The organism is Capsulimonas corticalis, from assembly GCF_003574315.2.
Lineage (GTDB): Bacteria > Armatimonadota > Armatimonadia > Armatimonadales > Capsulimonadaceae > Capsulimonas > Capsulimonas corticalis.
Genome location: NZ_AP025739.1, coordinates 1963320 through 1989615, shown reverse-complemented (window position 1 = coordinate 1989615; position 26296 = coordinate 1963320). Strand labels below are relative to the sequence as shown.

Sequence of the window (26296 nt, the reverse complement as noted above, 5' to 3'; positions counted from 1 at the left end):
ATGCTGTTATGAGATGTACTCGGCCACTTCAGCAAGCAGTATGCGCCTTATTTACGATAATTGCGATACAAACAATTGCGCCTGCCGCTCCCCTGCCGCCTGTTCCCGCGAACGCGACCCTGGCCGATCCCGCCGCGCGGCGTTACGTTCTGGCGCTGGCGCGGCGGGCGTTTGATGCGTATGCGGCGACGCGGACAGTGATCGATCCGCCATCGCCCATCCCAGCGTTTCTGCGCGCGCGCGGCGGCGTGTTCGTGAGCACGATGCTCCCGAGCGGGGCGCCGCGCACGTGCATGGGGACTCTTTATCCCACGCAGCCGACGCTGGCGGAGGAGATCGTGGAGAACGCGGCGGCTTCGGCGGGGCGGGACCGGCGGTTCCCGCCCGTCTCCGTGAAGGAGCTGGCGGGATTGAATTTGATTGTGAGCATCGTCGGAACGCCGCGCGCGATTTCCCAGAGCGCGGCGGAGCGGCTCGATCCGGTGACGGACGGGCTGGCGGTGAAGTATGAGGATCGCTACGGCGTGGTGCTTTCCGGAGAATCGCCGCACCGCGAGAACATGATCGCCTGGGGGCGCGCCCGCGCCGGAGCGGAGCCGAACGCCGCCGTTGAGTTCTTCCAGATCCACGATTTGCGTTTTATGGAGAGCCAGTTCCCATGAGATATCTTCCCGCTCCCCGCCCAGCGCTCCTGTTGACCGGGCTGGCCCTCCTCGCCGGCGCATTCGCCGCGACCGCGAACACGCCGTCAGGGGAGAAGCCTCTTCCCCGCCCGGCGGCGAAGGCTTCCGCCGCGAAGGCCAATCCGCTGAAGGCGAAGGCTATGAAGCCGAACATCGACCTTTATGTCTACCGGCGCTCTTATACGCCCGGCGAGCCGGCGCAGATGCGCCTGAGCGGATTCAATACGCCCGCCGTGCAGTTCGCGGCGTACCGGCTGGACTTGGAATCGATCGTCAAGAGCAGCAAAACGCTGGAGGACTTTGGGAAGACGCTGAAGGCGGTGAACCTGTCCGGGCGGACGCCGGCGGCGGCGTGGCGGTTTCCCATGGGAAAGACGTTTCCCGACCAGTGGGCGGAGCGCGCGGTCAATCTGCCGAAGCTTGCGCCCGGCGCGTATCTGATGCAGGCCCGCGCGGGCGGCGTTGAGAAGCGTACGTGGCTGGTGGTGACTGGCGCCGCGCTGCTCGCGAAGCGCGCGCGCCGGGAGCTTCTGGTGTACGCGACCGACGCCGCGAGCGGGAAGCCGCTGGCGAATGTCGCGCTGGCGCTGACCGACGAAAACGGCGCCCGCCCCGGCGGGGTGACGAACGGCGACGGCGTGCTGCGCATCCCCATCGCCGACGCGAAGGGCAATCTCTGGATCCACGGGACCGCGCCGATGGGGCCGGTCTATGCGGTCACGAGCGAGCCGGCCGCGCCGGAGCCCTACGCCATCTACACGGTCACGGATCGTCCGATCTACCGGCCGGGCCATCAAATCCAGTACAAAGCGACCATTCGGGAGCGGCTGGAGACGCCGGGCGCGGACGGCCTCCCGTATCGCGTTTACGCGCATCGGCCCGCCGTCGTGGAGATTCGCGACGCCACGGACTCGCTGATCGAACGGCGCGATGTGACGACCGACGCGCACGGCGCGCTCAGCGGCGACTTCCCACTGGCGGCCGAACCGGCGCTGGGCGAATGGCATCTGAACGTTTCGATCGGAGACTTCCACGCCTACAGCCAGTTTACCGTGGAGGCGTACCGAAAGCCGGAGATGACGGCCGCCGTCAAGATCGACAAGACGCATTATCTGGGCGGGGCAACCATCCCCGTGACCATCGACGCCCAGTATTTCTACGGCAAGCCGGTCACCGGCGCGACCGTCAAATACTCCGTCACGTTTGGCGGCGGAAACGCCGAGCCTCCCTACAGCGCGCAGGGCGTCACGAACTCTCAGGGACAGCTGCGTCTCGATATCGCGACCAAGCGGCTGCCGACCAACCGAATGCTGGGCGTGAATGCGACCGTCACCGATCTCAGCCGCCGCTCCATCACGGCGTTCGCGGAGACACAGGTCACCGGCGGCCTTTTTCAGATCACCGTCGAGCCGGAGCGGCAAACGTACAAACCCGGGGCGCGGATCGCCGCCGTTGTGGAGGCGACGGATTACGACGACAATCCCATCAAAACGCACGTCAAAGTCCGCGCCATCGAAAGCAAGGAAGACCGTCAGCATCGGCCGTACGAAGAAGTGACGACGCGAGAGATCGACACCGACGCCAAAGGACACGGCGTCGCTTACTTCTCCTCGCCACGCCCCGCGTCGCTGCGGCTGACCGCCGAAGCGTTCGACTCCGAGCATGACAAGATCACCGCCGAGAGCGACGTGGAGGTCGCGACGCCGCCCAAGCATATCCCCATTGAGGAGCCGACGCTGGAGGTGAACTGCGACCGCGACCAATACCGCCCCGGCGATGTCGCGCTGCTCACGATGTCGGGCTCGCTCTCGCATCGGCCCTATATCGCCGCCACCAAGACCGCGCCCGCGCGGCCGGCGCACCGCGAAGCCTGGGCGCTGGTGACGGTGGAGGGAGACCGATTGGGACGCGCGCAGGTCGTGCATTGGACGGGGGCAAGCACCGTGCTGCGCGTACCGCTAACCCTCGCGGACTACCCCAGCGTGTCGGTCAATGTCGCGGTCATCCAGGACCATCAGCTTTACGAGCAGCAGACACGTCTGCCGGTGCGGCGCGACGACCGGAAGCTGGCGGTCTTGGTCACCTCGGACAAACCCCAGTACCGGCCCGGCGACACCGCGACTTACACTGTCTCCACGCGGGACAGCAAAGGACGGCCCACGAGCGCCAACGTGTCATTGGGAGTGGTGGACGCCTCGATCTACGCCATTCAAGCGGACGGCGCGCCGGAGATGGAGTCGTTCTTTTACGGCGCCCAGGAAGTGCGGATCCAGACGGATTTCTCCTTCGCCGCGCAGTACAGCGGCGGCGGGTACCAGACCGTTCCGGCTCCCATGGCGGGAACTCCAGGAACCGGCAATATCCGCCTGCGCCGTCAGTTCGCGGACACGGCGTACTGGAGCCCCACGGTCATCACGGGCGCCGATGGGACCGCGAAGGTCTCCTTCACGGTTCCGGACAACCTGACCACCTGGCGGGCGACGGCGCGGGCGATCTCGGATCAAACAGCGGTCGGGAGCACGACCGAAGACGCAACCGCCACCCAGCCGTTCCTGGCGCGCCTGGCGCTGCCCCGCTTCTATGTGGAAGGGGACGAGGCGGTGGTGAGCGCGATCGTCCAGAACTACACCGCCACTGAGCGGACGGTGCGCGCCCATATCGACGCGCACGGCGCCGTGCTGACAGGCGACGCGGACCAGACCGTGCGGATTCCGCCCTCCAGCTCCCGACGCCTAGACTGGCGCGCCAGGGTGACGGATCGCGCCGCCGTGCGCTTTACGGTTGCCGCCGACGGCGGCGCCGATGCTCAGGACGCCGTGGAAAACACCGTCCCGGCGTTCCCGGATGGCCTGAAGACCGTCACGGCGAGCGCCTCCGCGCTCGCCGACGATTCCGCGAAGGAAACGGTGGACCTCGCCGGCCTGCCGAAGGGCGCGACGGTCACGCTGACCCTGTCGCCGTCCCTCGCGTCCGCCGCCCTGGACGCCCTCGAATACTTGAAGACATACCCGTACGGCGACACGGAGCAGACGGCGAGCGCGCTGATCCCGGATATCGCCATCACGCAGGCGCTGCGCTCGCTCCCGGCGGGGCGCGCGGTCCCAAGCAGCGTCATGCGCGATGTCAGCCTGGGATTGCAGAAGGTCTACCGCTACCAGCATCCCGACGGCGGCTGGAACTGGTGGGAGTTCGACCAGACCGACGGCGATATGACGGCCTATGTCCTTTCGGCGCTGGTTCGGGCGAAGACGGCGGGATATACCGTGGACAATCAGCGGATCCTGCGCGGGACCGATGCGCTGATCCACCTTCTCGGCACGCAGCAGGATATCTCCACCCGCGCCGACTGGCTGGCGGCGCTCGCCGAGGCCCGGCCCGGCGACGCGGCCAAACCGCTCGCCGCCCTCTTCCCGCTGCGCGATCATCTGGATACCTACGGCCTGGCTTCGCTCTGCCTCGCCCTCGCCCGGATAGACGATCCGTCCTCGCGCGCCATGGCCCTCGCCATCGCGGCCGAGCTGGACGAAAAGGCGACCGTCCGAGGGCGGAGCGCCTACTGGACGGCGGGCGAAGGCGGATACAGTTGGCGCAACGATAATGTGACCGTCACCGCGCATGTCCTGCGCGCCCTGCTGACGGCTCGTCCCCACGACGAGCGCATCCCCGGCGCCGTTCGATGGCTGATGGCGAGCCGCAACGGCGCCGCCTGGGGATCGACCCGCAGCAGCGCCGAGGCGCTGCTCGCCCTCGCGCAGTTTATGGGACAGACTCGGGAGCTGACGCCGAACTACACGGCGCATGTGCTGCTGGACGGCGATCTTGTCCAGCAGCTGACCGCAACGCCGGCGAGCGTCTTCGGCGCCCCGCTGACCGTGACGCTCACTCCCGAGCGCCTTCAGAATCACACGACCCTGACCGTGGACAAGCAGGGCGCCGGCGTCCTTTATCTCTCGCGCGTCGTCGCTTCGCTGACTCCGCCCGACAAAGCGAAGGCCGAGGCGCACGGGATCTCCGTCCTCCGCCGGTTCCGATTCGCCATGGAAGATCCCTCGCAGGCGGCCAGCATCGCCTCCGGCGAGGTGATCGATGTGGAGGTGGAGATCAACGCCGACGCCGACTATCGCTATGTCGTGATCGAGGATCCCGTGCCGGCAGGCTGCCAGATCGAGAGCGGCGGGGGCGACGGCCGGCAGTCCTACCCCGTCGATTTCTGCGAAGGCGGAAACGCCGGCTATGTGCGCCAGGAGATTCGCGACAGCAAAGTCGTCTTCTTCTTCGACAACCTGCCCAAGGGGCGCACGCGCCTGACGTATCGTCTCGACGCCGAAACGCCGGGCCGCTACCGGATCCTGCCCGACATCGCTTCCCTGACGTACTTCCCCGAAGTGCGCGGCAACAGCGGCCTGGCGACGGTCCAGATTGGAGAAGCCCCATGAACCACGTTCTTTCGCCCCGTCGCTTCGCGGCGGTCGCCGCCGCGCTTTACGCCTTCGGCGTCCTCCCGGCCCGGGCCGCCGCTCCGGCCGCGCTCGTTCCCGCCGACGGGCCCGCCATCGGCAGCCAGGCGCCCGGCTTTACGCTGGCCGACACGCAGGGCAAACATGTCTCCAGCGCCGATTATCGCGGCCAGATCCTCGTCCTGAACTTCTGGGCTTTCTGGTGCGACACCTGGAAGGCCGAGACGCCCCAGCTCCGCGAGCTCGCTCCGCGGCAGGACGAGCTCGGATTCCGCCTGGTCGCCGTCAGCGTCGATGGAGCGCGCCTCCCCGAGTTTCAGCGAAGCGCCCACGGCGGCGTCCCCTTCCCCGTCCTGCTGGACGACCAAAAACAGGTCTCCGCCCAGTATCACATCGCCCACGTCCCCACCGTCGTGATCGTCGACCGCGCCGGCAAGGTCCGCTACACCGCCCGCGCCTACCCCGGCAACTACGCCATCCTCGCCGAACTGCGCAAGATCGCTTCGACGGGCGGGTAAACTCGGGTTCTCATTGCCCCAGAAGACTTTCGGATGTCATTTACGACCACAGACAACCCTTGACCCGCAAGGCTCTCCAGACGGCTGGTGATCGCGGCGTCATGCGCTCGCCATGGCGAACATCATGTGCGTCCGTCAGCCCGAGTCAATTAGCCCTTGCCCAAATCCCCAATCAGCCGTATAATGTCCGTAGGCGAGCATTGCGCGTTAAGCTCCCGCGACTACTGCTGTTTGGACGATAACGTGAATCACACTTCCCGCCTACGACCCGAATCCCACACGGGGCATGCCGTAGCGACGCCGAATGCGCCGGCCCGGTCGGCTGCGCTCATCCTTCAGTCGATTCTTCTGGTCGTCGGCTTCATGCTCTTTTTGCTGCTTGCGGCGCCCCTGCTTCTCCTGCTGTTCTTTGTCACCGTCTGCGAATCGTTGTCGGTCGTGCGCTCGGACGGCGGGCTGTATCTGGAAGGATACCGCGCCGTTTCCGATCTGACGATGGTGTTTCTGCGTCTCCTGGCGCCCGCGCCGGAAACGGACTACGCGCTGGACCTGTCGCGCGAGGACGCGCCCCGGCTGCACCGGCTGATCCGTGAGATAGCCGACGCCGTGGGGACCGCGCCGCCGGACCGGGTGCAGCTGGAGATGATGAACAACGCTTCAGTTCGGCTGCGCGGCTACCGGCGCGCGGCGGGACGCACGACGCTGCGGCTGGGCTACGATCTGCTGGCGAGCCTGACGGAGCCCCAGTTCGCGTCCGTGCTGGCGCATGAGATGGCGCACGCCAAGTGCGTCCAGCGCGGTTATAAAGGGCTGCTCGCGGCGTCGGTGCGCCGCATGGATCGGCTGCGCTGCGGTTTGGACGAGTTTTTGGAGGAGTTTGAAGGCGGCTCGCGCACGCAGCACCGGCCGGCGCGCCTGCTGCTCCAGATCGCGCGTTTCTTCACCCGCCATGGATCCCGCCTGCTGGGCGCGCGCTCCCGTCAGGACGAATTTGAGGCGGACCGCCTCGCCGCCCAGGCCTGCGGCGCGGAGATGACGCGCGATGCGCTGATGCGGACCCATGTCTCGGACTATAAGGGCCAGAACCTCGCGCAGCGCGATCGCATCCTTCAGATGGAGCGCCCCGGATCGTATGCGAGCTGGCTGACCCAACGCCTGCGGCCGGAGGACGACGCCGAACGCGCAAAGCTGGAGGCCAAGGCGCTGGAGGAAAGCGCGCACGACGATTACAGCTCGCATCCGGCGCTCGCCGATCGTCTCGCGGCCCTGGGGACGGAGACATCATACGCCGCCGCGCCCGCGATCGGCGGCGATTCCGCCGTTCAGCTTCTGGACAGTCCGGACGACTGGGCGCGCCGGCTGATCGCGCGTCTGGAGCAGGCGGAGGCGAACGCGCAGGACGAGGACAGCCGAAGCGTTCTGAAGCAGCTAAGGCGGCAGAAGTTCCGCTCGCAGTCGGCCAGCATGTGCATTCTGGGGGTCGTCTGCGTGCTGATGTTCGGCGGCTTCTCCCTGGCGTTCTGGATCGGCGGCGGCGCATTCGCCCAGAGTCGAGATCTGTTCAGCATCGCCCTGATGGGCGGGTTCACGCTTCTGGGAGTCTATTTGATCGTCGCGAGCACGCGACGCACGTTCGCGGAGATTCCCCTCCCGCGCTTCGCCGATTGGCGCGCCGCGCAGGAGGCGGAAGACGCCAAGCTCGACGGCGGCTGGCAGCAGGCCCTGGAATCCCAGCTGCGCGCCGGCGAGCCCGCCGGCGGCGCCAAAGCGCGCAAGGAGTATTGGCGCGACCAGTGCCGGCAATCCCTGGCCGCCGCCGATTGCCCCCGCGCATGGGTCGCGGGACGGATTTACGGCGGCCTGAGCAGCGGCGCCTGCGAAGCGCTGCTGGCCCAGGGGATCGGCGCGGTGTACTTTGGGCAGCAGTCGATGGTGCGGGACGCGCTTTTCAAGGCATTCTCCAAGTTTGGCCTGGGGGCGTCGATCAGCTGGGCGATGGGCTGGGGCATTTATCAACTGGGCGGCGTGCGGGACGCCGAGCCGTTCCTGCTGGACGCCGCCGCGCGCCATCCGCAATCGGCGACGGTCTGGGCGGTGCTCGGACGCGCTCAGCACCGGCGCGGCAAGCTCCACTGCGCGCTAGACGCAGCCCGCAAGGCGCATCAGTACGAACCGGACGAGCCGCGCCACTCGCTGTTTCTGGCGCAAGTCCTGCTGGACCTGGGCCGGCTGAGCGCGGCCAAAGAATCGCTCGCCAGGGCGGCGGCGCTGCGCGGCGACCTGGAGGCGCGCGGGATCGCCCTGACCATCGCGCTGCTGGAAGGCGATTGCGACGGCGCGCAGGCCCAGTCCATCGCGATCCAGGAAATCGATCCGGGATGGCGGACTTTGTGGAAACTGAGCGGCTGGCATGACGACGCCGGGGATTCGGCCGGCTCCCGCGCCATACTGGAGAAGCTGTCCGCGCTGGGGTTCCGCCCCGAAGCGCTGCTGGCGATGGCGGCGCTGGACGCGCGCGCGGGCAGCGCCGACGCCGCGCGCGTCCGGATCGGCCTGGCGCTCAATCTCACGCGCCCGCTCGCGGAGGGCGCGCGCGGCCCGATCGCCATGCTGCAAGCGGCCATGCGCCTGCGCAATACCCTGGAAACGCCGCGCCCTGGATGCGGCGCCTGGACCGCGAGCCTGGATATCGCGGCGAACCCCGGCCCCGAAAAGCGGCTGCAGCTCCTGATCGTCGCCGAAAACCTCGACGCCGCCAAGGCGATCGCCGCCGGCCTTTACAGCACGCTGTTTCCCGGCCAGCAGTGGGACGAACGCAAATCGACATGGCGTCCCTCCGAGGAAAAGAACCAGCCGTCCGGCCCAAGCGCGCCCGGAATTCATGGCAGCCGCGTATTTTGATCGCTTTAATCACAATAAACACTGACAGAGGATTATTACCGATCGCCTCAGCGATCAGAAAGGCCATTCTTCATGATCTGCATGCAATGCGGAGCGGAAACGCCCAGTGAGAACCGGCCATGCGTCGCCTGCGGACGTATCCCGACCACCGATTATCCTTCGCCGCCGGCGCCCGCCAGCGCGGAGGCCGCCACCAACCCAGTCCCTGCATACACAAATCCGGCCCCCGCGTTCCCCCCGCCCTCGTCGGGGTACTCCTTTCCTCCGCCGGCGAACGCCTACTCGCCCGGCGGATCCGCCGTCATGGATGTCCCTGCGGCGCCCTATGCGGCGGCGTCTCTGGAGCCGCTTCAAGAGGCGGCTCCATACAAGCCCAGCGGACGCAGCGGTCCCGGCGGCGTTGCGCTGCTCTGGCTGACCGCGCTGATCGCCGGCCCCATCGCCGGCCTCATCTACGATAAAGTCTCCGGATACTTCAACATCTTTCTGATCTCGCCGATCCTGATCGGCCTCGTGGTCGGCGGCGCCCTGTACCTCGTGATCAAAAAGATCAATATCCGCAGTCCGCTCGCCGCGATCACGGCGGGTATCGCCGCCGGACTGCTCTGCGCGGGAGCCAACTATATCGGCGACTGCCTCGCCATGCGCTCCACCATCGTGAACGGGGTCAGCCAGGATATCGCCGACCACTACCATCTCCCCGTCGCGCAAGTGCGCGCCAAAATCGACCGCCGGCTAGACCCAATTCGTGAGATCCGGGTCGCTTCCGAAATCAAGGCGGAGAGCGGCGTCTCCATCACCAGCACGCACGATTATTCGCATAGCGGCGGCACGCCGATCCAGGGCGGTTTTTACTACGCGCTGGAGGTATTCGAGGCGATTCTGATGGCGGGCGCCGCCGCCGCCGTGGCGGCCGGCGCGTCGAGCGCGCTCTTCTGCGAAACCTGTGAGAAGTGGTACACCAGCCACAAGATCTTCCGCGTCCACCCCAGCCGCAGCGCCGCCATGCTCCATTGCATCAAAACGCAGGACTGGAACGGCGCCGCCGCGCTGCCGGGCTCCGCCCCCGGCACGGAAAAGATGCACTGCGACGTCGTGGTCAAACGCTGCCCCGCCTGCCGCGCATCGCTCATTGAAGTGACAAACGTCGTCGACAAAGCCACTAAGAAGCTTCTGACGGCGCCCCTGCCACAAGAAGCCTCGGCAAAACTCGCCGAGCTCGGCCGCCTGCCCAGCGCATAACAGGACGATATTTTTACCGCCATCGCATCGAAGTTCTTGACATTCCAACGCTCCCAGGGTACACTTATCGCAATACGGCGAAGTAGCTCAGTTGGTTAGAGCGTTCGGTTCATACCCGAAATGTCAAGAGTTCGAGTCTCTTCTTCGCTACCAAAGAGACAAAACGGGGGTCAGAGCAACATGCTCTGACCCCGTTTTTGCGTTTTCGGGAAGAGATCAAAACTCATACCCCGAATTTTGGCGAACACCAGGATCTCAGACCGCGCCGGTGACCACGTCTCATGCTCAGGTATGTAGATACCAATCCAGAGCTTGATGTCATTCCGCTGGCTCCCAGTTTTTCGGCGTCTATTGATGGACTGTATGAGCACGACTATGAGGATGAATAGCTCTTTTCCAGTCTCTTACGCCACGCCTTCTTCCCACCGCTTCAATACCACTGGCACGTCCATCGGCGCAGGCCAAAACTGCACCAGATACCAGTCGTCGCCGTCCCCGGCATCATTGCCGCCAGCAAGATTGGCGTGGCAGCACCTTACGCGATATGGACATGACTGTACGTTAAAAACTTCGCCCGTGTCATCCAGGCATCCGATCACATGCAGCACGCCGCTCTTGATCTCCAGGCTGGCCTCGGTCACATGATCCCATTCCGCGAGGTTGAGCGGCGGTTCGGCGTCGTGCAGTTCAGAGTAGACCACGACATGACCATAGGTGGCGGTATTGACGCCCATCGTCCCAGGTACGAGCGCCAGCTTGTCGCGCGTCGTCTGGTCCGTCCAGAATGACAGATCACTAGTGTCACCAGATTCATTGGCGTCTTCGATGTAAAATTGATGATGCGAGGCGTAGGGACGATGTTCTCGGCGTTCGATGAGAGTGTCATATGGCTGTTTATTTGGATCGGGCCGAACGCTTTGGAGAATGTCTGATCTGACCTCAACGATCCAAAAAGAGGCTTTCCGGCAGATAGCGCATTCTGTATAGCCCTCACCATCGACATTCCCTCCATCGGGCCTGCCGCCGTTCTGTGGCTGTTTGCGCTCACGCCACTGATATATATCTCCAAGGTGATATTCCAGAAGATTTTTGAAGCCAAAATAGAGATCGATGATCGCTTCTGTCCGCGCCCCGCAGCGCGGGCACTGGACTTCCGTGTGGAGACAGTTATAGATTCCCATAGGTTTTACTCAATCGTGGCGAGGGCCAAGCAGTCCGCCATTATCTCGGGGTCGCAGCCGTTCAAGCCTCCGCCCCAAATGGCGTTGGCCTCAATCACCGCCCAGCCATGCCCCTCGATCCACCCCACGTCGAGGATATAGGTGACGGCGACGGCGTGGCTTCTAACGAAATCCTCCGCGAACACTTTTGCCTCGTCAACATTCGCTTCGCCTTCATATACGGCTGCGGATACGACCTTGTCGCGGCGGATCAGGCAGCGAACCTCGCAGGTAAACTTGATGTGGTTCGACACAAGCACGAGGGTATCTTCCGCCAGACCGATGGTTTCTTGCTCCAGGTCGCTGGGGGCGTCATAGACGGCCGCGCGAAAAAGTTTCGGAACAGCGGATTTGACGAAGATGGGATAGGACTGCTGGAGCGCGTCGGCCAGCAGCACGCCTTGGATATCACGCCCCAGCCATCGGGCGTCCACACGCAAGAGCAGATCATCCGGCGGTGAGATCAGCTCAAGACCGAGACGCTCCGCGAGAAATAGGCAGAAGGTCATGTCGCCATAGAGTCTGACATCCGCACGCTCCAAAATGGGCGGCTCCCAGAACCGATCCAGGCGGCGGACGCTCCATCCCCGGCCCACCCAGGCCGCGACAACGGCGTCTCGCTCTTCGTCTTCTCGTGCTGGCGTGACTAGGGTCGGCATGACTTCCAACTTTCCGAATTACAAGCGTCCTAATGCTGCCCCGCTCGCCGCGGTGCAGAAATCAGATTTTCCCCTCGTCTACCAGCCAAGCGTAAATGAGTCTTGCCCTCGCTCTCCCGCAGGATCAAATGGAGTGTCCATCTCACGGAGGGCGCGAGCTTCAATGGCGAACAGCGTCGCCCGTGATTTCAGATCCTTCGGAAGTATGACCTTCAGGCTGCTGGCCTCCTCGGCGTCGTCCTCGACGACAATACCCAACGCCAGCACCTGCGCGGCGCCTCCCGCGTAAAGCTCACGCACCAAGTTCAGGGAGTATTCCACGGAAAGACGCGTCGATCCATCCTCACTGATGGTGCGCTCTTTATTATCCGCCTGCTCCAGCCACCCCAGCGCCTCAATGCTGTCGATGAAGCCTTCGGACTCCACGGCCTCTGATCCGCTCCGCTCGGGAGCGTTAACGGATTGAACGTTTCCCCCGCTATTTTTCGTGTCCTCATAGAAGTAAAAGTCGTCAACATACCCAACTGTCTCGTGTCCGGCAATTTCTACGCGACTTTCGAATGTTACCGGAAAGATTTCGGCGCGCCTTTTGCCAATCACGGAACATGCTGCGTCTTGCTGCTCCACGCTTGGCTGGAACACGCCGGAATAGAAGTCGATTTGGCCATGCTCAGACACGATCGCCGGCTGGACGTGCTCGATGCTGTCCATACCCGCGCCCTTGTACTTGAGATAGCCCGTGAATTTGTCGCCATCGGCCAGCAAGAAATCCGCCGCGACGACACAGACCAGGTCCATCCTCACTGGCTTATTTGGATCGTAAGGTCGCATATACGGAGTAAGCGTCCAGCGGCTGTCGGTGTCCAGCTCTTCGTCTTCATCTTCATCATAGTCGTCCATGATGGAAATCCAGATGGAGTAATCGTCCAAGTCTTGTGGGGAAAGGTCCGCAAGGCGGCGTCTGATTTTCATGGCTGAGTGTTCGCCTTGCTCTGCCGTGAAACCTGCGTCAACCGGATTTGGCCTTCGTTCAAACTGCGAGCTTTCCAGAGATTCGACCTGACGCCCGGCCTCCGCAGACATCGGACCATTACTTCGCCGCCTATGCTATACTTTGAGCGAGAGTTTTGGATTGACGACTTGATGTTTGAGCCTAACGACGAGAACGAGGCGGCCTCGCATTATGGAGCAGTTTGCGATAGATTTCCGACAGTTGGGCGAGGATAGCGGCAGTTTGATCTTTGCGTTCGACGCAGAGTACCGCTTTCTCTATGTCAACCCGCAAGCCGAACGCCTCGCCGGAGTCTCGCGTGAGCATCTCCTGGGACGCACGATCTGGGAGGCCGCCCCGTATCTGGAGGGCGCGGTTTACCATGACAACTTTCGGCGAGCGATGCAGGAGCGCGCAGTCGTCGAGTTCGAGGCGCATTCCCCCGGGCTGGAGCGCTGGGACCATGTGCGCTGTGTCCCGGAGCTGGGCGGCGGACTGATCGTCTTCGCCCGGGATATCACGCACGAGCACTACGCGCAAGCCGCGCGGGAGGCGGCGCTGTCGCTTCTCAGCTATGATATCGCCGAGCGTGAGCGCGCCGAGGGCCGCTTACGCCGGCTGTTTGACTCTCAGGTCGTGGGGGTGATCTTCTGGAACCTGGACACGAGCCTGATCACCGACGCGAACGACACTTTCCTCGCAATGGTCGGCTACACGCGCGACGACCTCGCGGCGGGCCTGCTCGATTTTCGCAAAATGACCCCGGCGGAGTGGACGGACAGAAACGAGCAAGGCGTGGCGGCTATTCGCGCGGAAGGCTCCGCCGCCACGTACGAGAAGGAATATTTCCGCAAGGACGGGTCGCGGGTCCCCATTCTCATCGGTGGCACGCGTTTCGAGGAATCGGGCGCCGAAGGCTTCTCCTATGTCCTGGACATCACCGAACGCAAGCGCCGCGAGGAGCAGGAGCGCGCTCGGCTCCAAGCCATCTTCATGCAGGCGCCCGCGTTTATGGCGACGCTGCGCGGGCCACAGCATGTGTTCGAGATGGCGAATCCGCCCTACTACCAGCTGGTCGGACGCAGCGACATCTTAGGCAAGCCCGTTACCGTCGCGCTCCCCGAAGTAGTGGATCAGGGATTCGTCCAAATACTGGATCAGGTCTATCAAACTGGCAAGCCGTTCATCGGCAAGGATATGCGCCTCCTGCTCCGGGTGACGCCCCATGGCCCCCTGGACGAGCGGTTCCTGGATTTCGCTTACCAGCCTCTCTACGACAAGGAAAAGCAGGTCTCCGGCATCCTTGTGCACGGCATTGACCTGACCGAGCGAAAGCGGCTGGAGATCGAGCAGGAGCGCCTGCTGGGCGAAGCCAGGGCGCGCGCCGAGCGGGAGGCGCTGCTCAACCGCGTGGGCGAAGCGATCCGCGCCACCACGGACCCGGAGGAGATCCAGCAGGTGGCGGTGCGCGCGCTGGGCGAAGCGCTCAAAGCCGACCGCTGCTATTTCTCGTTCAACGACCTCGCGGCCGACTCCCATTGGGTCGGTCAGGACTTCCACCGTTCGGACCTTCCCTCACTCGCCGGCCATTACCGGATCTCGGAGTTCCAGGTCAACCCCGAGGACTTCTACCCAAACGAGCGCACCCTGATTATTCCCGATGCAATGGAGGATCGGTGGTCGCTGCCCGAGGTCCTGCTCTCTGCCCTGCGCAAGCTCCGGCTGCGCTCGGCCATCTCCGTTCGCATTTTCGAGGGTGAGCGGCGGGTGGCGACGCTGTCCGTGGCGATGGCGGATAAGCCGCGCGATTGGACGGACGACGAGGTGCGACTCGTGGAGGCCGTCGCCGCTCAAACCCGCTCCGCCGTGGAAACGGCGCGCTTGCTGGCCGCGCAGCAAGCGCGCCTGAAAGAGGAAGCGCTGATCGGGCGGATCGGCGTAGCTATCCGCAGCGAACTGGACCCCGATGCGATTCAGGAAGAGGCGGCGGCGCTGGTCGGGGAAGCGCTGAACGTATCCCGCTGCTTCTATCTCACCTACGATGCGTCTCGTGACGCCGCCCATGCGGGTCGTGATTACCACCGAGGCGATCTTGCCTCTCTCGCCGGCGACTACCGTCTCTCGGATTTCGCCGAGATGCTTACGGAGCTGTTCGCGAGCGGCGGAACGGCGGTCATTGTCGATGTACACGCATCGCTGTCTCCAGCCATCGCCCAGGGGATGCTTTCTTCCCAGAATCGCGCGCTGCTGGCGGTGCCGTTCTTCGACGGCGGGCAGCTGGTGGCCGCGCTGTGGGCTTCCATGGATGAGCCGCGTATCTGGACAGCGCACGAGATCGCGCTGATCGAACAAGCCGCGACCCTCACGCGAACGGCGCTGGAGACGGCCCGCGTCAGCGTCAAGGAACGCGCCATCGTCCAGCAGCTGCAAGAAGCGCTGCAGCCGACCGTCCCCAAGCACATCCCGGGTCTCTCTCTTGGCAGCTTCACCCAGCCCGCCCTGGATGAAGCGTCGGTCGGCGGAGACTTCATGGATGTGTTCGTTCTGGACAAAGAGCAGTACGCAATCGTCATGGGGGATGTGTCTGGCAAGGGGCTGGCGGCGGCGCAGCAGTTGGCGCTCATCCGAAACACATTGCGCACCACCCTCTACCTTTACCGCGCTCCCGCCCAGGCCGCCGCCGCGCTCAACGCCATTGTCACCGCCCACGATCTCCTCGTTGGCTTCGTGACCGCCTGGATCGGAGTCTACGACGCCGCGACGGGAGAGATCCGCTTTTGCTCCTGCGGCCATGAGCCCGCGCTGATCCGAAAGGCGAATGGCGACGTCGAGGCGCTAAGAACGGCAAGCCCGCCGCTCGGAGTCGCGGACAACGCGGAGTATCGGGACCGCGCCTTCATGCTCGCGTCCGGGGACGCGCTCTTGCTGTACACGGACGGGATCAGCGAGTCAGGCCCCAGCCGCCGCGATCTGCTGGGGACCGATGGACTGATGGGGCTGCTGACGAAGACGCAGGTGGACGCCAACGTTCAGCATCAAGCGGAGACGATCGTCGCGGACGCCAGCGCTTACGCCAACGGCGCGTTCCGTGACGATGTGGCTGTCCTGCTCGCACGCCGCCAGTAATGGGGGAACGCTCGGGCGCGGATTCTGGCCGACGCCGCAAACGGTGGACCGCGTTAATCTTCTCACCAACGCGACGGCGTTTCTGGAGCAGGACTGCGTGACGGAGGAGCCAGTTTGGCGGAAGTGAGAAAGAGCGGCAGCCAGGCAAGGGATTAACCTTCGCCTGGCTGTATGTTTTTAAAGCAGTACGTGTCTAATGATTGTGGCGATGCTGGGAGTTCCCCTGCGAATCGTCGTATCGGTTCCGGTTCCCAGCGGCATTATCGCCATAATTGCGCCAATGCCCGAAGCGCCGGCTGTTCTTATGCTTCGCGTGGCGATACTGATTGCTCCGCGAAAACGAGTAATCCTGTCCGCCATTCTGATAGCGGTTATGGTCAGTCTGTTCGTGATGATACTGACCGCCGTTATTTTGATCGTGGCGAGACTGGTTCTGTCCGTCTTGCCAGGTTTGATCGTTCTGGCCATGGTCATGCCGTCTGTTATCCTGGCGAGACTGGCTTTGATCGTTGTTCTGATATTGATGATCGCCCTGCGCGAAGGCGGCGGAGCCGCCGCTGACGAACAGTGCGCAGAGGCCGCCGAGCGCAATAATCTTCGAGGTTGAAATCTTCATTGATGTATTCTCCCTGTAGAGCTGGGAGAGAAGCGATTTCCCCTCGCAGTTACAAGGATATGGACTACACCGCACGCCGAATGTTCCCGCCTCATGCGAATACCCTGCGACGCTCCCCGTTTTCGCGCTCTCAGTAAATCAGCAAAAATGATCCGTCGTCTCGCGCGACGGCGGTGACGAAGCTCCAGACAGGAACACCATTCGCGCGACCGGCGGGGCCTTCCGGCTGCCCGGCCGGCCCGTAAACCTGCCACGCAAGCGCGCCGCCACGCTCCCACCCCGCGCCTTCCACCCAGGCGAGCATACTCTTTCCCTTTTTATTCGAGACCAGAGTCGGATATTTGCGCTTTCCGGAACCGGCGGGAGCCGTCGCGGCCTGTATCATTACGGCGGACCGGCTCAGTGGCGCGCGGTAAACCTGATCCGCCGTCTCCCAGGCGCCGATTACGCCGCCGGGGCCTTCAGCCAGGGAAAAGCTGCTCATGGGGCAAGCGCCGAGCCGCCATGGACTGAGCATCGAAGATGCGAAGCTCGCTCCGCCGTCGCGTGACGCCAGCAGCGTGGTGTCGCGGTCGAAATTCCCTCCGGCGGAGCGATAAAGAATATACAGCGTCCCCGCGCTATCCACGAAGGCGCGCATGCTGCAGCAGCCGCATTGTCCGGTGGGACGCGTGTTGATTTTGGTTTCCCGTGCAAATGTCCGTCCATCATCGCCAGAGCGCGCCAAATAAACCCCGCCCGACGCTTCATCCTTACCCGGGGCTGAGGCGTGCCAGACGACATAAACGTTACCGCGCGGATCGGCGGCAACCGAACCGCCGCCATCCAGACCTCCGGCCCAGGTGATTAAGCTGCGCTCCGGGGTAAAGGCGGAGGAGGCGGACGCCAAACGCGCATACAGCATCGGGGTTCCGCCAGAGCCTTTGGGAGCTTTCTCGGAACCGTTCCAGACGACATGGATACTGTCGTCCTTCCCAATCGCCATCTGCGCTCCGCGTATCGTCCCCAGCGCGATAGCGCTGTCCGCCACGCTGTTCACCCGCACCGGATGGGAAAACGGCGCATCCGCGCCCAGCTTCTTGCGGACGTAAAAGAGATTCCCATGCGCGGGATCACCCAGATAATAGATCACGTGGAGAACGCCATGATTGTCTACGGCCGCCTGCGGCTGAATACCGCCGTTCGGCGTGCGCATGAGCGTCACGGGCGCGGAAAAGGCGTGTGCGCCGGCGGATAAAATCAGCAGCGCCGCGCAGAGCGCGCCGAGACATTTCCGTGCGGCCATCGGCAATGAAGGTTCCATAATCCCTACCTTAGCATATTGACGACGAGTGGCGATCGGTTCGCAGAGCGCGGCAGCGCTTTGGTTTGGCTTAGAATATCACGGCGTCATAACCCTGTCAAATAATAACTCTATATTCCCTGCTAAGAAATCGAACACTTCGGCTTGACAAACTCGCGGGGTAGTGCTAATATGATTAGCATCTACCTGCTGATTTTATTAGCACTTACGGAGTCTCAGGAATGAACAAGCTGTTACCGCACCGGCTGAGCCGGCGTGAGCGTCAAATCATGGACATTCTTTACCAGCGCGGCGCGTCGTCCGTGACCGACGTTCGGGACGCCATGCCGGACGCTCCCAGTTATTCGGCGGTGCGCGCTTTTATGCGGATTTTAGAGGACAAGGGCCAGATCAAGCATACTCTGGTGGGGACCAAGTATGTGTACTCGCCTATGGAGAGCTGGACAGCGGTCGCCAAGAGCGCGATCGAGCAGGTGGTGCAGACATTCTTCGGCGGCAGCGTCGAGCAGGCCGTGGCGACGCTGCTCGCCAACCAGCAGACGCGGCCCACCGAGGAAGAACTTGGGCGGTTAGAAGAGATGATCCAGCAGGCGCGGGCGGCGGAGCAAGGCGAACACGACGATCGTGGTTAGCCGTCCGATGAGGCGCGGGCGATGAAAACCGCCGGTCTTTCTGACTTCTTACGTGAACGAGATCGATGTTAGCGCACGAGAGGAATGGACAAGTGACTGCATTTATCTTTCATGCTTTGCCGCTGCTGCTGTTCAAAAGCACTCTTCTGCTGGCGGCCGCGATGGCGGTCCACCGGGCGCTTCGCCGCGCCTCCGCGTCCACGCGGCACGTGGTTTGGGCGGCGGCGGTCGCCGGCGTGCTCGTTCTCCCCATTTTGTCCCTGACGCTGCCGTCCTGGAATGTCGCCGTGGCGCGGCGACACGCGACTGCGCCTGCGGTAAGCGTTCAGGCCGTTCGGGACAGCGCGCCGGAGACGGCGACGAAACGGCCGCCGTCTCCGGAAGCTGCGTCCAGCGCGGTGGATCAGAGCAGCGCGCCGATCGCCGCCGCATCCGCAGCGCCCGAACCAGTCGCCGTGGCGCCGGCCGCGCGCCATGGGTTTTCTATTCCGTGGGCGCTCCTCATCACGGCCGTCTGGATGGCCGGCTTTGCGCTGGCTCTTGGCCGGATCGCGATGGGGATGCGCCGGGTGAACCGCGCGTGGCGCGGCAGTCGGCCTCTGGATCCAGAGACTCAGGAGATCGCCGACAGCGCGCGGCAGGCGATGCGCGTTCGGCGGCGCGTGGCGGCGCGGCAAGCGTCTGAGGAGAGCGGCGTGGTTGTGCCGATCACATGGGGGGCGCTTCATCCCGTGGTTTTACTGCCGCCGCAGTCGGGAAACTGGTCGGCGGAGTGCCGGCGCGCGGCCCTGCTGCACGAGTTCGCGCATGTGCGGCGGGGAGATTGGGTGACGCAGACCGCCGCGCGCCTCGCCGGCGCTCTCTACTGGTTCCATCCGATGGTCTGGATAGCGGCGCGCCAGGCGCGCGAGACCAGCGAGCTGGCCTGCGACGACTGCGTTCTGCATGCCGGCGTTCGCCCGAGCGACTACGCCCAGCGACTACTGGACGTGCTGCGCTCGCTGCCCGAAGGCGCGAACCCGCGCACCGTGGCGATCGCGATGGCGCTGCCGCGCGAGACCGAGGGGCGGATCCAAGCGATGCTGGCGCCCGGCGTCAACCGCCGGCAATTGGGCCGCAAGAAACTCATCGCCGCCGCCGGCGCGGGGCTGGCGCTGCTAATCCCGGTATCGATCCTGCGCCCCATGGTTCGGGCTCAGGCATCCCCGGCAGCGTCGCCGGAGTCGGGAGAACCTCCGGCGCAGCATCGCCAGGAGCGCGGCATTCTGCAATTTCTCTATTTGAAGGATGTCGCCTGCCCGGCGGCCCCGCAGCGCCCCATCAGGCAAACCTTGGAGCTTAACGCGGACCACAGTGAGACCGTGCATTTCTGGGATCGAAGAACGAAGCAAGCATATCCCGACGCCTTCACGATCCAGTCGAAGTTCCAGAAGGTTCTGGAGCAAGGATATGAGCGGAGGGCCGGCGCCACGGCGTTTGTGATCCCGCAGCTGACGCTCCCCGGCGTTCCGTCCCGGCCCGTTTACTTCACAGCCGAGCAGCAGCGAAAGACTCGCGAGCTGATTCAGGAACAGGCCGCCTGGACACGCATGATTGAAAACTCCCCGATCATCCTCACGGATTCCGATGTGGTCAACGCGAAGGCGAGGATGAGCTCTGAGATCCCCGCGTCTCCCAGCGTGAATTTGATCTTCACCCCGGAAGGAGTCCAGAAGCTTGCCAAATTTTCGGCCGCACACCGGCGCGAGGTTCTGGGCATATTCCTGGGCGATAAGGCATTTTCCGCGTCGGTCGTCAATGACGTGATCCAGAGCAACGGCATTGAGATGATCGGCGGCTTCCGGGACCTGGCGGAGGCCGAAACGGTTGCCAGTCGTCTCAACGCTCCGGTGGCGACTGAGACAATCTCGCGCAATCTTTACCGGTCCGTTTCCGCGGACGGCAAAGAAATCATCGAGATGCGCAGCGATACGGGGGGCAATGTCCGTGTCGCCGATGGGTACCAGGCGACGCTGTCCAATGGACGCACCGTCGAGATCGAAAACGTCACACGGGCGATCCCCGAAGGCGGCTGGTGGACGATGCATGGCGCCTGGTGGCTGCCCGACGGCTCGCCCGCCCCGGCGCCGGCGTCGTTCAGCAATCCGCGCTATTCCCGCTGGCCGATCGCCTCGTACGGGGGGCTTCCTCCCTACGCCGTGAATTGCAGTTTTGGAGATCCCTCCGGCGATTCGAGCCAGTTCACTCAAGTCTTCGGAGTGTCCGACGACGATCCCGAAAAATCCCTCTTTCGCTCCAACCGAGCAGTGTCCGGCGCCGGCGGCGTCTATTTCTTCCCCCGGAGCGCCAAATCGTTCTCCATGCGTATCGGCGTGTCCACCACTCCCTGGAAGACGGAGGCGATCCTTCCTGCGGGGTTCACGCCGGATAAGATCTATCACCCGGCGTCGCCCCCGCAGCCGGGGCGTATGGACATGGACGCGGATGTCACGCTCCTGTTCAACGACAAACCAGCGCTGGCGTATTTTGACGCTCATGGGAATTGGCGCGTGGAGTATTTTCTGGGGAGGGAACGCGCCCTTGGCAATGTTGCGCGCCGCATCGTCGCCGTGGATCAGAGCGACCGGGTCATTCCCCTGGAAGTCACCGCGGAAGCAGGCCATGGCGCCGATTACTGCTGGCTGACATTCTCGAAGACATCGGAGCTGCGCAGATATAACCCCGGCGTCGATCTCGCGCAGATCAAAGAGTTCCGCCTGCAAACGCGTCCGTACGAGATCGTCGAGTTCCGTAATATCCAGCTCCAGCCGCTCGGCGGCGTCATCTCGAAGCCCTTCACGCCCCAGCAAATCGCGATCCGAAACCAGCAGCTCGCCTGGGCGAAACGTAAAGACATGACGGTCCACAACATGAAGCTGCTGGGACTGGCCCTCATGGAGTACATCCAGGACAACGACAATACTCTGCCGGCGATGACATCCCTCGCCGCGCTGCGCAAGGACCTGGCGCCTTACATCGCGTTCCAGGAGAAACAGATCGACCTCAAAACCGGAACGCTAAACCATGCGGAAGGCGGCGACATATTCATCAGTCCCCTTTCCGGAAAGCCTTACCGCCCGTCCGCGGCGCTTTCCCATGCGTCCCTCGTGAAAATCGACGATCCGCATGGTGCGCTGATGCTCAGCGATACGCCCACGCCCAGCGTCATCGACGGAAACGACTGGGTCTGCGAAGCGTTCGCCGACGGGCATGTGAAGATACGACGCGTGATGAAACGGACTTGACGCAGATATCGGGCAGGCAGCGACAAGATTCGAGCCCAGGACGCACATGTCCTGGGCTCGAATCGCTGATATTCGGATCTTTGAGAGAGGTGAGAATCCGTTTCTAGTTCTGACGCTGCGGCGCGAACCAGGATTTCCGGCCATCCGCCGTATTGGGATCGTCGTTGCGGGAGACGGAATCGTACTTCAGCCATTTGACATGGCCGTCGGCAAACGAGTAGTTGGATCCGTCGGTGTGCCGCTGGAGAGCCTTGAGCTGGATGTCGGGATGGGTGATGCCGTAATCGTAATCCCCGGCCGAGACTTCGCGCGGCGTGTCCTGGGCGGCCCACTCCAGGAAGTAAATGCAGCTGGACGGCGCGGCGATCGCGCTCATGCGGCTTCCCGCGTTCCATGTCCCGCCCCAAACCTGGTCGGTGCGCACAAGGTCGGCGTTGATCACATAGCTCTGATGATCGTTCTGGCCGATCTTGGACTGCGCGTTTTCCGAGGGGCATCCGAGCAGCTGGTCGCTCTTGATGTACGGATAGAGCGCCGGCCACCAGGTGATCTGAGACGCGCTCTGGGCGACGCCCCAGTCGGTGACGCCGGCGGGGAAGAAGAACGGCACGGTCCGCTCGTCATTGTCCTGCTCGTACTGCATGGCGGCGAGGCCGATCTGCTTCATATTGCTGGCGCAGCTGGTCTGCCGCGCCTTTTCGCGCGCCTTCGCGAAGACCGGGAAGAGAATCGCCGCAAGAATTGCGATTATTGCGATAACAACTAGCAATTCGATTAAAGTAAAACCTGTCTGGACATTCTGTTTGCGAACGATTTGGCGGGATGTCAGCATTACTGTCTCCTTCAAGAAATATGGAGCGAGCTCCATCAATAGTGATATAATATGTCTAGGGAAATGGCGAATTTGAAATCGCAATCGCCGCTGAAAGAATTATACACTAGTGTAATAAATGTGTCAAGGACTATTTTCGTCTTGCGTCTGGAGCGACCCCGCCTCGCCTTCATTGCGGGATGAAGGCCGATTCCAAACACGCGCGACGATCAGGCCGATCAGGAAATGGATGATTTTGCGGCGCTGGAAAGCCGCGCCGCGATGAACTCCTGCGCGGCGGGGCTGTGGTGGCGCACGTCGGCGGGGATCAGCTCCGCAGTCAGGCAGACGGACTGCGCGGTCAGCTCGCCCTCGATCAGACGCCGGCGGATCCGGTCCGCCGCGATGGCGCCCATCTCCACGGAGCGCTGGATCAGGCGATGGGTATTGCGCGCCAGGGGCTGGACGCGCGCGTCCAGGTCGTAGAAGCTGAGCAGGGCGAGCTCGCCGGGGACGGAGACGCCGAGGTTGACGCACACTTCCAGCACCATCGCCAGAAGCGCGTACTGCTGGCAGGCGATCGCCGTCACGCGGCCGCGCTCCGGCGCGCTCAGTAAGTCGATCAAATTCGCCTCGACCTGCTCGTAATATCTTTCCCACGGCACGTCCCACGCAATGCGCCGCACCCAGCGCTCGGGGTCGGGCACGCCCGCTTCCTGACGCATAAACTGCTGATAGCCCGCGTACCGGTCGGTGACGGAGGAAAGCGTGGTCTGGTCTTCCATAAAGAATGCGATGCGGCCATGGCCCAGCGCGTGCAGGTGACGGAGTCCCATGACCATGGACCCGAAGTTATCGGACATCACCACATCGGCGTCGATCCCCTGCGGGATCCGGTCCACGAAGATCAGCGGCATCGACGCGGCGATCTTCTTCAGCAGCGGCGTGTTTTCCGGCGCGGAGATCGGGTAGCAGATGATCGCGCTGCATTCCGACGCCGCCGCCACCAGGCACTTCGCCTCTTCCTGCGTGTCGGCGTTGGTGTTGTAGTGGATGAACTGATATCCGTCGGTAAGGCTCGATTCGATCCCCGCCAGATATCCGCCCTGCGGCAGCTCGATGAACCCCGTAAAGACCAGGCCGATCTTGGTGTCGGGCTGCGCCGAGCGGTCCGCGACCACGGTGCCGATCTTGGGCTTGCGCACGACCCAGCCTTCGCGCTGAAGTTCGGAGAGCGCCTGGTGGACCGTCATGCGGCTGACATTCCACTGCATCGCCATATCGCTTTCCGAAGGGATACGCGCCCCGGGCGACAGCTCGCCTCCACGAATGGCGGCTTTGATGGACGAAGCGATGGCGACCCAGCGTTTTTCTTTCATAAAGCGAAACGGCTCTTTCCGAATGGCGTTAACTCAAACTTTTCGCAAGACATTTGCCCTAGACAAGTTTGCGCGTCTTTCCATTATACCAGTTCCCGAAAGAGGCGTTCATACGATTGAACGAACATCTTTGCGCGATCGCCGAAGACAAATCGAGGAAAAAGGGAATACACTCTTTATTACGAGCGCTGAAGCAAGCGTTGATCGATCACGAGATGAGACGGGAACGAATGGATGGTCAAACTTTATACATGGAGCCCAACAACTCCGGCGACAGTGCTGGAGCACACCGTGGCGCCGGATGTCGGGCACTCCGCGCTGGAGGTCATCGGCGCGGACGGGGCGACGCGCGCCTACGCGAGCTTCTGGCCGGAGCGGGATTCACTGATCGGACGGATTACCGGCATCTGGAAGCACCGACCGACGCGCTATCCGGACAGCTACGCCACGGAGATCGACCCCGCCGGGGCGTACATGCAGCGCGAGGCCGAATATGTGGATGTCTTTGAGGGACTGGAGGAAGACACGATCGTCCATCTCTGGGCGAAGCTCAAGAAGACCGAATACGATTTTTTGAAGTGGAACTGCAGCAATGTCTGCAAGCTGCTCCTGCTCAGCTCCGTCCACCCCGGCGTCCGCCCGACGCTGGAGCAGGCGCTGCAAACCAGCCCGGAGGATTTAAAGCACGCGGCGGGCGCGGGCGATCTGCTGGCGACGCTCGCGCATCTTTCCGCCTCGTCGTTCATCGAGTGCAGTCCGGTCGATCTTCGTCGCCTTTCGGAAGCCTACGCCGCCGCCCACCACGCCTTCGGCGCATCCCGGAGCGGCGGCGGTTGAATTGGGGCGGGACGGGATAAACTGAATCCGATAGACCCCAAGGAATCCCGACGCCATGCCCGTTTCACAAAACTCTACCTCGGCCGCGCAGACCGCCGATCCCATCAGTCAGAATATCGACGCCGTCGTCGCGATGCACGCGCTGGCGGAGCAGCAGGTCGATCCTCACCAGCGCGGCGTCGAATCGCTGACTTCGTGGCTGGGCCGGCCGCAGTTCTTCTACGGGATCCTGGTCGGCGTCAGCGTCTGGATGATCTTCAACACGTTTGCTTTTCGATTGGGCCTGCGCGAGCGCGACGAGCCGCCCTTCTTCTGGCTCCAGGGCATTGTCGGACTCTGCGCGCTGCTGATGACGACCGTGGTTCTCATCACGCAGAATCGCCAGGGCAAGCTCGCCGAACGCCGCGAGCAGCTCGACCTGCAAATGAGTCTGCTTACCGAGCAGCGGACCGCGAAGATCATCGATCTGCTGGAAGAACTGCGCCGGGACATGCCGACCGTCCACAACCGAGTCGATCTCGAAGCCCAGGCGCTGATCAAAACCGTCGATCCTCAGGAAGTGCTCGCCGCATTGGAAATCAAGCTCGAAGAAACGATGGAGACGACCGCCGCCGCGCAAATCGTCACCGACGAGATCGACGAAGCGGCCATCGAAACGGAACAGCGGGTGATCCAGGCAAAACAAGAAAAGGGCGAATAGCGCGCCTTACTTTTTCTGCATGATCAGCACGCCGACAAACACCACGAGCGCCCCGCCGATCTTCCAGGCGTTCAGCGGCGACTGCTTGACTCCCAGCCAGCCGAAGTGGTCCAGCAGCGCCGCGACGATTAGCTGTCCGAAGATAAACGTCGCCACCGTGGCTTCCTCCCCGTCCTTCTGCGCGCTCAGCAGCGTGATGATGACGGCGAAAGCGCTCAGCAGGCCGCCGATCCACGCCCACCAGGGCGCCGACGCGGCCCCGGCCAGATGCCCGCGCCCCAGCACGCCGGACAGCGTCAGCAGCGCCATGCCGACGGTCCCCACCGCGAACGCCAGCGTGATTCCCAGCGCGGGCGACTGCACCGCTTCCCGCAGGCGATTGTTCGCGGCGATCTGAACCGAAACCCCGCCGCCCGCGATCGCCACCATCATGAGCATCAAAACGTTCATCGGCACGCGCCTCCCTGTGTCGATCCCATTGGATTGACTTTTCAATGTCCCAATAAGAGGAGGTTTCAAAACGTTAAGAAATTCTCATTTGCGCTTTTCTGCCTGGAACTCAGCGGACAGTCAGGCGAGCGACCTCTCGAACTGCTCCAAGGCTTCCAGCGCGTGGGCCGCGTACATCAGCGCGGGGCCGCCGCCCATGGAGATTGCGAGGCCGATAGTCTCACCAATCTCATCCGCGCTTGCTCCGTGCGCCAGCGCTTCATGCGTATGGAACGCAATGCAGCCGTCGCACCGAGAGGCGATCCCAATTCCCAAAGCCATCAGCTCTTTGTGCTTTTCACTCAGCGCCCCCGCCTTCATGCTTTCTTGATGAAGCTGGCCAAAGCCCTTCATTACTCCGGGGATGCGGACGCGCAGGCGTCCGATCAGGCCCTGAAGATGCGCTCGATATTCCGGATAGTTTGTGGTCATTGTCATTGTTCCTTTG

The 26296-nt window shown here is 63.3% G+C and carries 20 protein-coding genes and 1 tRNA gene; 12 read left to right on the top strand and 9 right to left on the bottom strand.

All coding sequences use genetic code 11. The features are described from left to right. The first annotated feature begins 8 nt into the window (after nt 1-8). The 6 genes from D5261_RS08470 to D5261_RS08445 all read left to right on the top strand — a co-directional run bounded on the left by D5261_RS08470 (nt 9) and on the right by D5261_RS08445 (nt 9954). On the top strand, nt 9-662 hold the full coding sequence (locus tag D5261_RS08470; protein WP_119322538.1) for an AMMECR1 domain-containing protein: 654 nt from the start codon (nt 9-11) through the stop codon (nt 660-662). Next, on the top strand, nt 659-5119 hold the full coding sequence (locus D5261_RS08465) for an alpha-2-macroglobulin family protein (protein WP_119322539.1): 4461 nt from the start codon (nt 659-661) through the stop codon (nt 5117-5119). The genes D5261_RS08470 and D5261_RS08465 overlap by 4 nt, the downstream gene beginning before the upstream one ends. Further along, nucleotides 5116-5658, top strand: a complete 543-nt coding sequence (locus tag D5261_RS08460; protein WP_165864345.1) for a peroxiredoxin family protein — start codon at nt 5116-5118, stop codon at nt 5656-5658. The genes D5261_RS08465 and D5261_RS08460 overlap by 4 nt, the downstream gene beginning before the upstream one ends. Before the next feature lie 243 nt (nt 5659-5901). After that, on the top strand, nt 5902-8559 hold the full coding sequence (locus tag D5261_RS08455; protein WP_165864346.1) for a M48 family metalloprotease: 2658 nt from the start codon (nt 5902-5904) through the stop codon (nt 8557-8559). A 72-nt stretch (nt 8560-8631) separates the two neighbouring features. Then, nucleotides 8632-9801, top strand: a complete 1170-nt coding sequence (locus tag D5261_RS08450; protein ID WP_119322541.1) for a hypothetical protein — start codon at nt 8632-8634, stop codon at nt 9799-9801. A gap of 76 nt (nt 9802-9877) precedes the next feature. Further along, a tRNA-Met gene (locus tag D5261_RS08445) sits at nt 9878-9954 on the top strand. 251 nt (nt 9955-10205) lie between these two features. Here D5261_RS08445 and D5261_RS08440 read toward each other — a convergent pair. The 3 genes from D5261_RS08440 to D5261_RS08430 all read right to left on the bottom strand — a co-directional run bounded on the left by D5261_RS08440 (nt 10206) and on the right by D5261_RS08430 (nt 12652). After that, nucleotides 10206-10982: a hypothetical protein gene (locus D5261_RS08440; RefSeq protein WP_119322543.1), complete on the bottom strand. Its 777-nt coding sequence runs from the start codon at nt 10980-10982 to the stop codon at nt 10206-10208. Between the two features lie 5 nt (nt 10983-10987). After that, a complete protein-coding gene (locus D5261_RS08435) occupies nt 10988-11680 on the bottom strand; it encodes an ATP-grasp domain-containing protein (RefSeq protein WP_119322544.1) in 693 nt (230 codons plus the stop codon). Between the two features lie 78 nt (nt 11681-11758). Continuing rightward, a complete protein-coding gene (locus tag D5261_RS08430) occupies nt 11759-12652 on the bottom strand; it encodes a hypothetical protein (RefSeq protein WP_119322545.1) in 894 nt (297 codons plus the stop codon). 211 nt (nt 12653-12863) lie between these two features. Here D5261_RS08430 and D5261_RS08425 point away from each other — a divergent pair, with 211 nt between their 5' ends. Further along, nucleotides 12864-15797 carry a SpoIIE family protein phosphatase gene (locus D5261_RS08425; protein WP_119322546.1) on the top strand — a complete coding sequence of 978 codons (2934 nt, stop codon included), beginning with the start codon at nt 12864-12866 and terminating at the stop codon, nt 15795-15797. After that, a complete protein-coding gene (locus tag D5261_RS08420; RefSeq protein WP_165864347.1) occupies nt 15760-15924 on the top strand; it encodes a hypothetical protein in 165 nt (54 codons plus the stop codon). Before D5261_RS08425 ends, D5261_RS08420 begins: the two co-directional genes overlap by 38 nt. A 66-nt stretch (nt 15925-15990) precedes the next feature. Here the strand turns inward: D5261_RS08420 and D5261_RS08415 are convergent, their stop codons facing one another. Both D5261_RS08415 and D5261_RS08410 read right to left on the bottom strand, forming a co-directional pair. Then, nucleotides 15991-16413 (bottom strand): hypothetical protein, encoded by a 423-nt coding sequence (locus D5261_RS08415; protein WP_119322547.1) that lies wholly within the window; start codon nt 16411-16413, stop codon nt 15991-15993. Nucleotides 16414-16543: 130 nt separating this feature from the next. After that, a complete protein-coding gene (locus tag D5261_RS08410) occupies nt 16544-17716 on the bottom strand; it encodes a hypothetical protein (protein WP_125206081.1) in 1173 nt (390 codons plus the stop codon). Between the two features lie 221 nt (nt 17717-17937). On the opposite strand from D5261_RS08410, the gene D5261_RS08405 reads away from it, so the two are divergent. Both D5261_RS08405 and D5261_RS08400 read left to right on the top strand, forming a co-directional pair. Continuing rightward, the gene (locus D5261_RS08405; protein ID WP_119322549.1) at nt 17938-18348 is read left to right on the top strand and encodes a BlaI/MecI/CopY family transcriptional regulator; all 411 of its coding nucleotides are present in this window, start codon (nt 17938-17940) and stop codon (nt 18346-18348) included. A gap of 92 nt (nt 18349-18440) precedes the next feature. Then, nucleotides 18441-21632 (top strand): M56 family metallopeptidase, encoded by a 3192-nt coding sequence (locus D5261_RS08400; protein ID WP_165864348.1) that lies wholly within the window; start codon nt 18441-18443, stop codon nt 21630-21632. 103 nt (nt 21633-21735) lie between these two features. Here D5261_RS08400 and D5261_RS08395 read toward each other — a convergent pair whose 3' ends face one another. Both D5261_RS08395 and D5261_RS08385 read right to left on the bottom strand, forming a co-directional pair. Continuing rightward, entirely contained in the window at nt 21736-22464 is a 729-nt protein-coding gene (locus D5261_RS08395; RefSeq protein WP_119322551.1) for a DUF1559 family PulG-like putative transporter, read from the bottom strand. Between the two features lie 218 nt (nt 22465-22682). After that, on the bottom strand, nt 22683-23822 hold the full coding sequence (locus tag D5261_RS08385) for a GntR family transcriptional regulator (protein ID WP_119322552.1): 1140 nt from the start codon (nt 23820-23822) through the stop codon (nt 22683-22685). 234 nt (nt 23823-24056) lie between these two features. Between D5261_RS08385 and D5261_RS08380 the strand changes: the two genes are divergently transcribed. Together D5261_RS08380 and D5261_RS08375 are read left to right on the top strand one after the other, a co-directional pair. Beyond that, nucleotides 24057-24659 carry a hypothetical protein gene (locus D5261_RS08380; protein ID WP_119322553.1) on the top strand — a complete coding sequence of 201 codons (603 nt, stop codon included), beginning with the start codon at nt 24057-24059 and terminating at the stop codon, nt 24657-24659. Between the two features lie 55 nt (nt 24660-24714). Next, complete coding sequence (locus D5261_RS08375) at nt 24715-25359, top strand: DUF1003 domain-containing protein (RefSeq protein ID WP_119322554.1); 645 nt, start codon at nt 24715-24717, stop codon at nt 25357-25359. Nucleotides 25360-25365: 6 nt separating this feature from the next. Here the strand turns inward: D5261_RS08375 and D5261_RS08370 are convergent, their stop codons facing one another. Both D5261_RS08370 and D5261_RS08365 read right to left on the bottom strand, forming a co-directional pair. Beyond that, on the bottom strand, nt 25366-25809 hold the full coding sequence (locus D5261_RS08370) for a DMT family transporter (protein ID WP_119322555.1): 444 nt from the start codon (nt 25807-25809) through the stop codon (nt 25366-25368). A gap of 120 nt (nt 25810-25929) precedes the next feature. After that, nucleotides 25930-26280, bottom strand: a complete 351-nt coding sequence (locus D5261_RS08365) for a carboxymuconolactone decarboxylase family protein (protein WP_119322556.1) — start codon at nt 26278-26280, stop codon at nt 25930-25932. Nucleotides 26281-26296 lie beyond the last annotated feature (16 nt).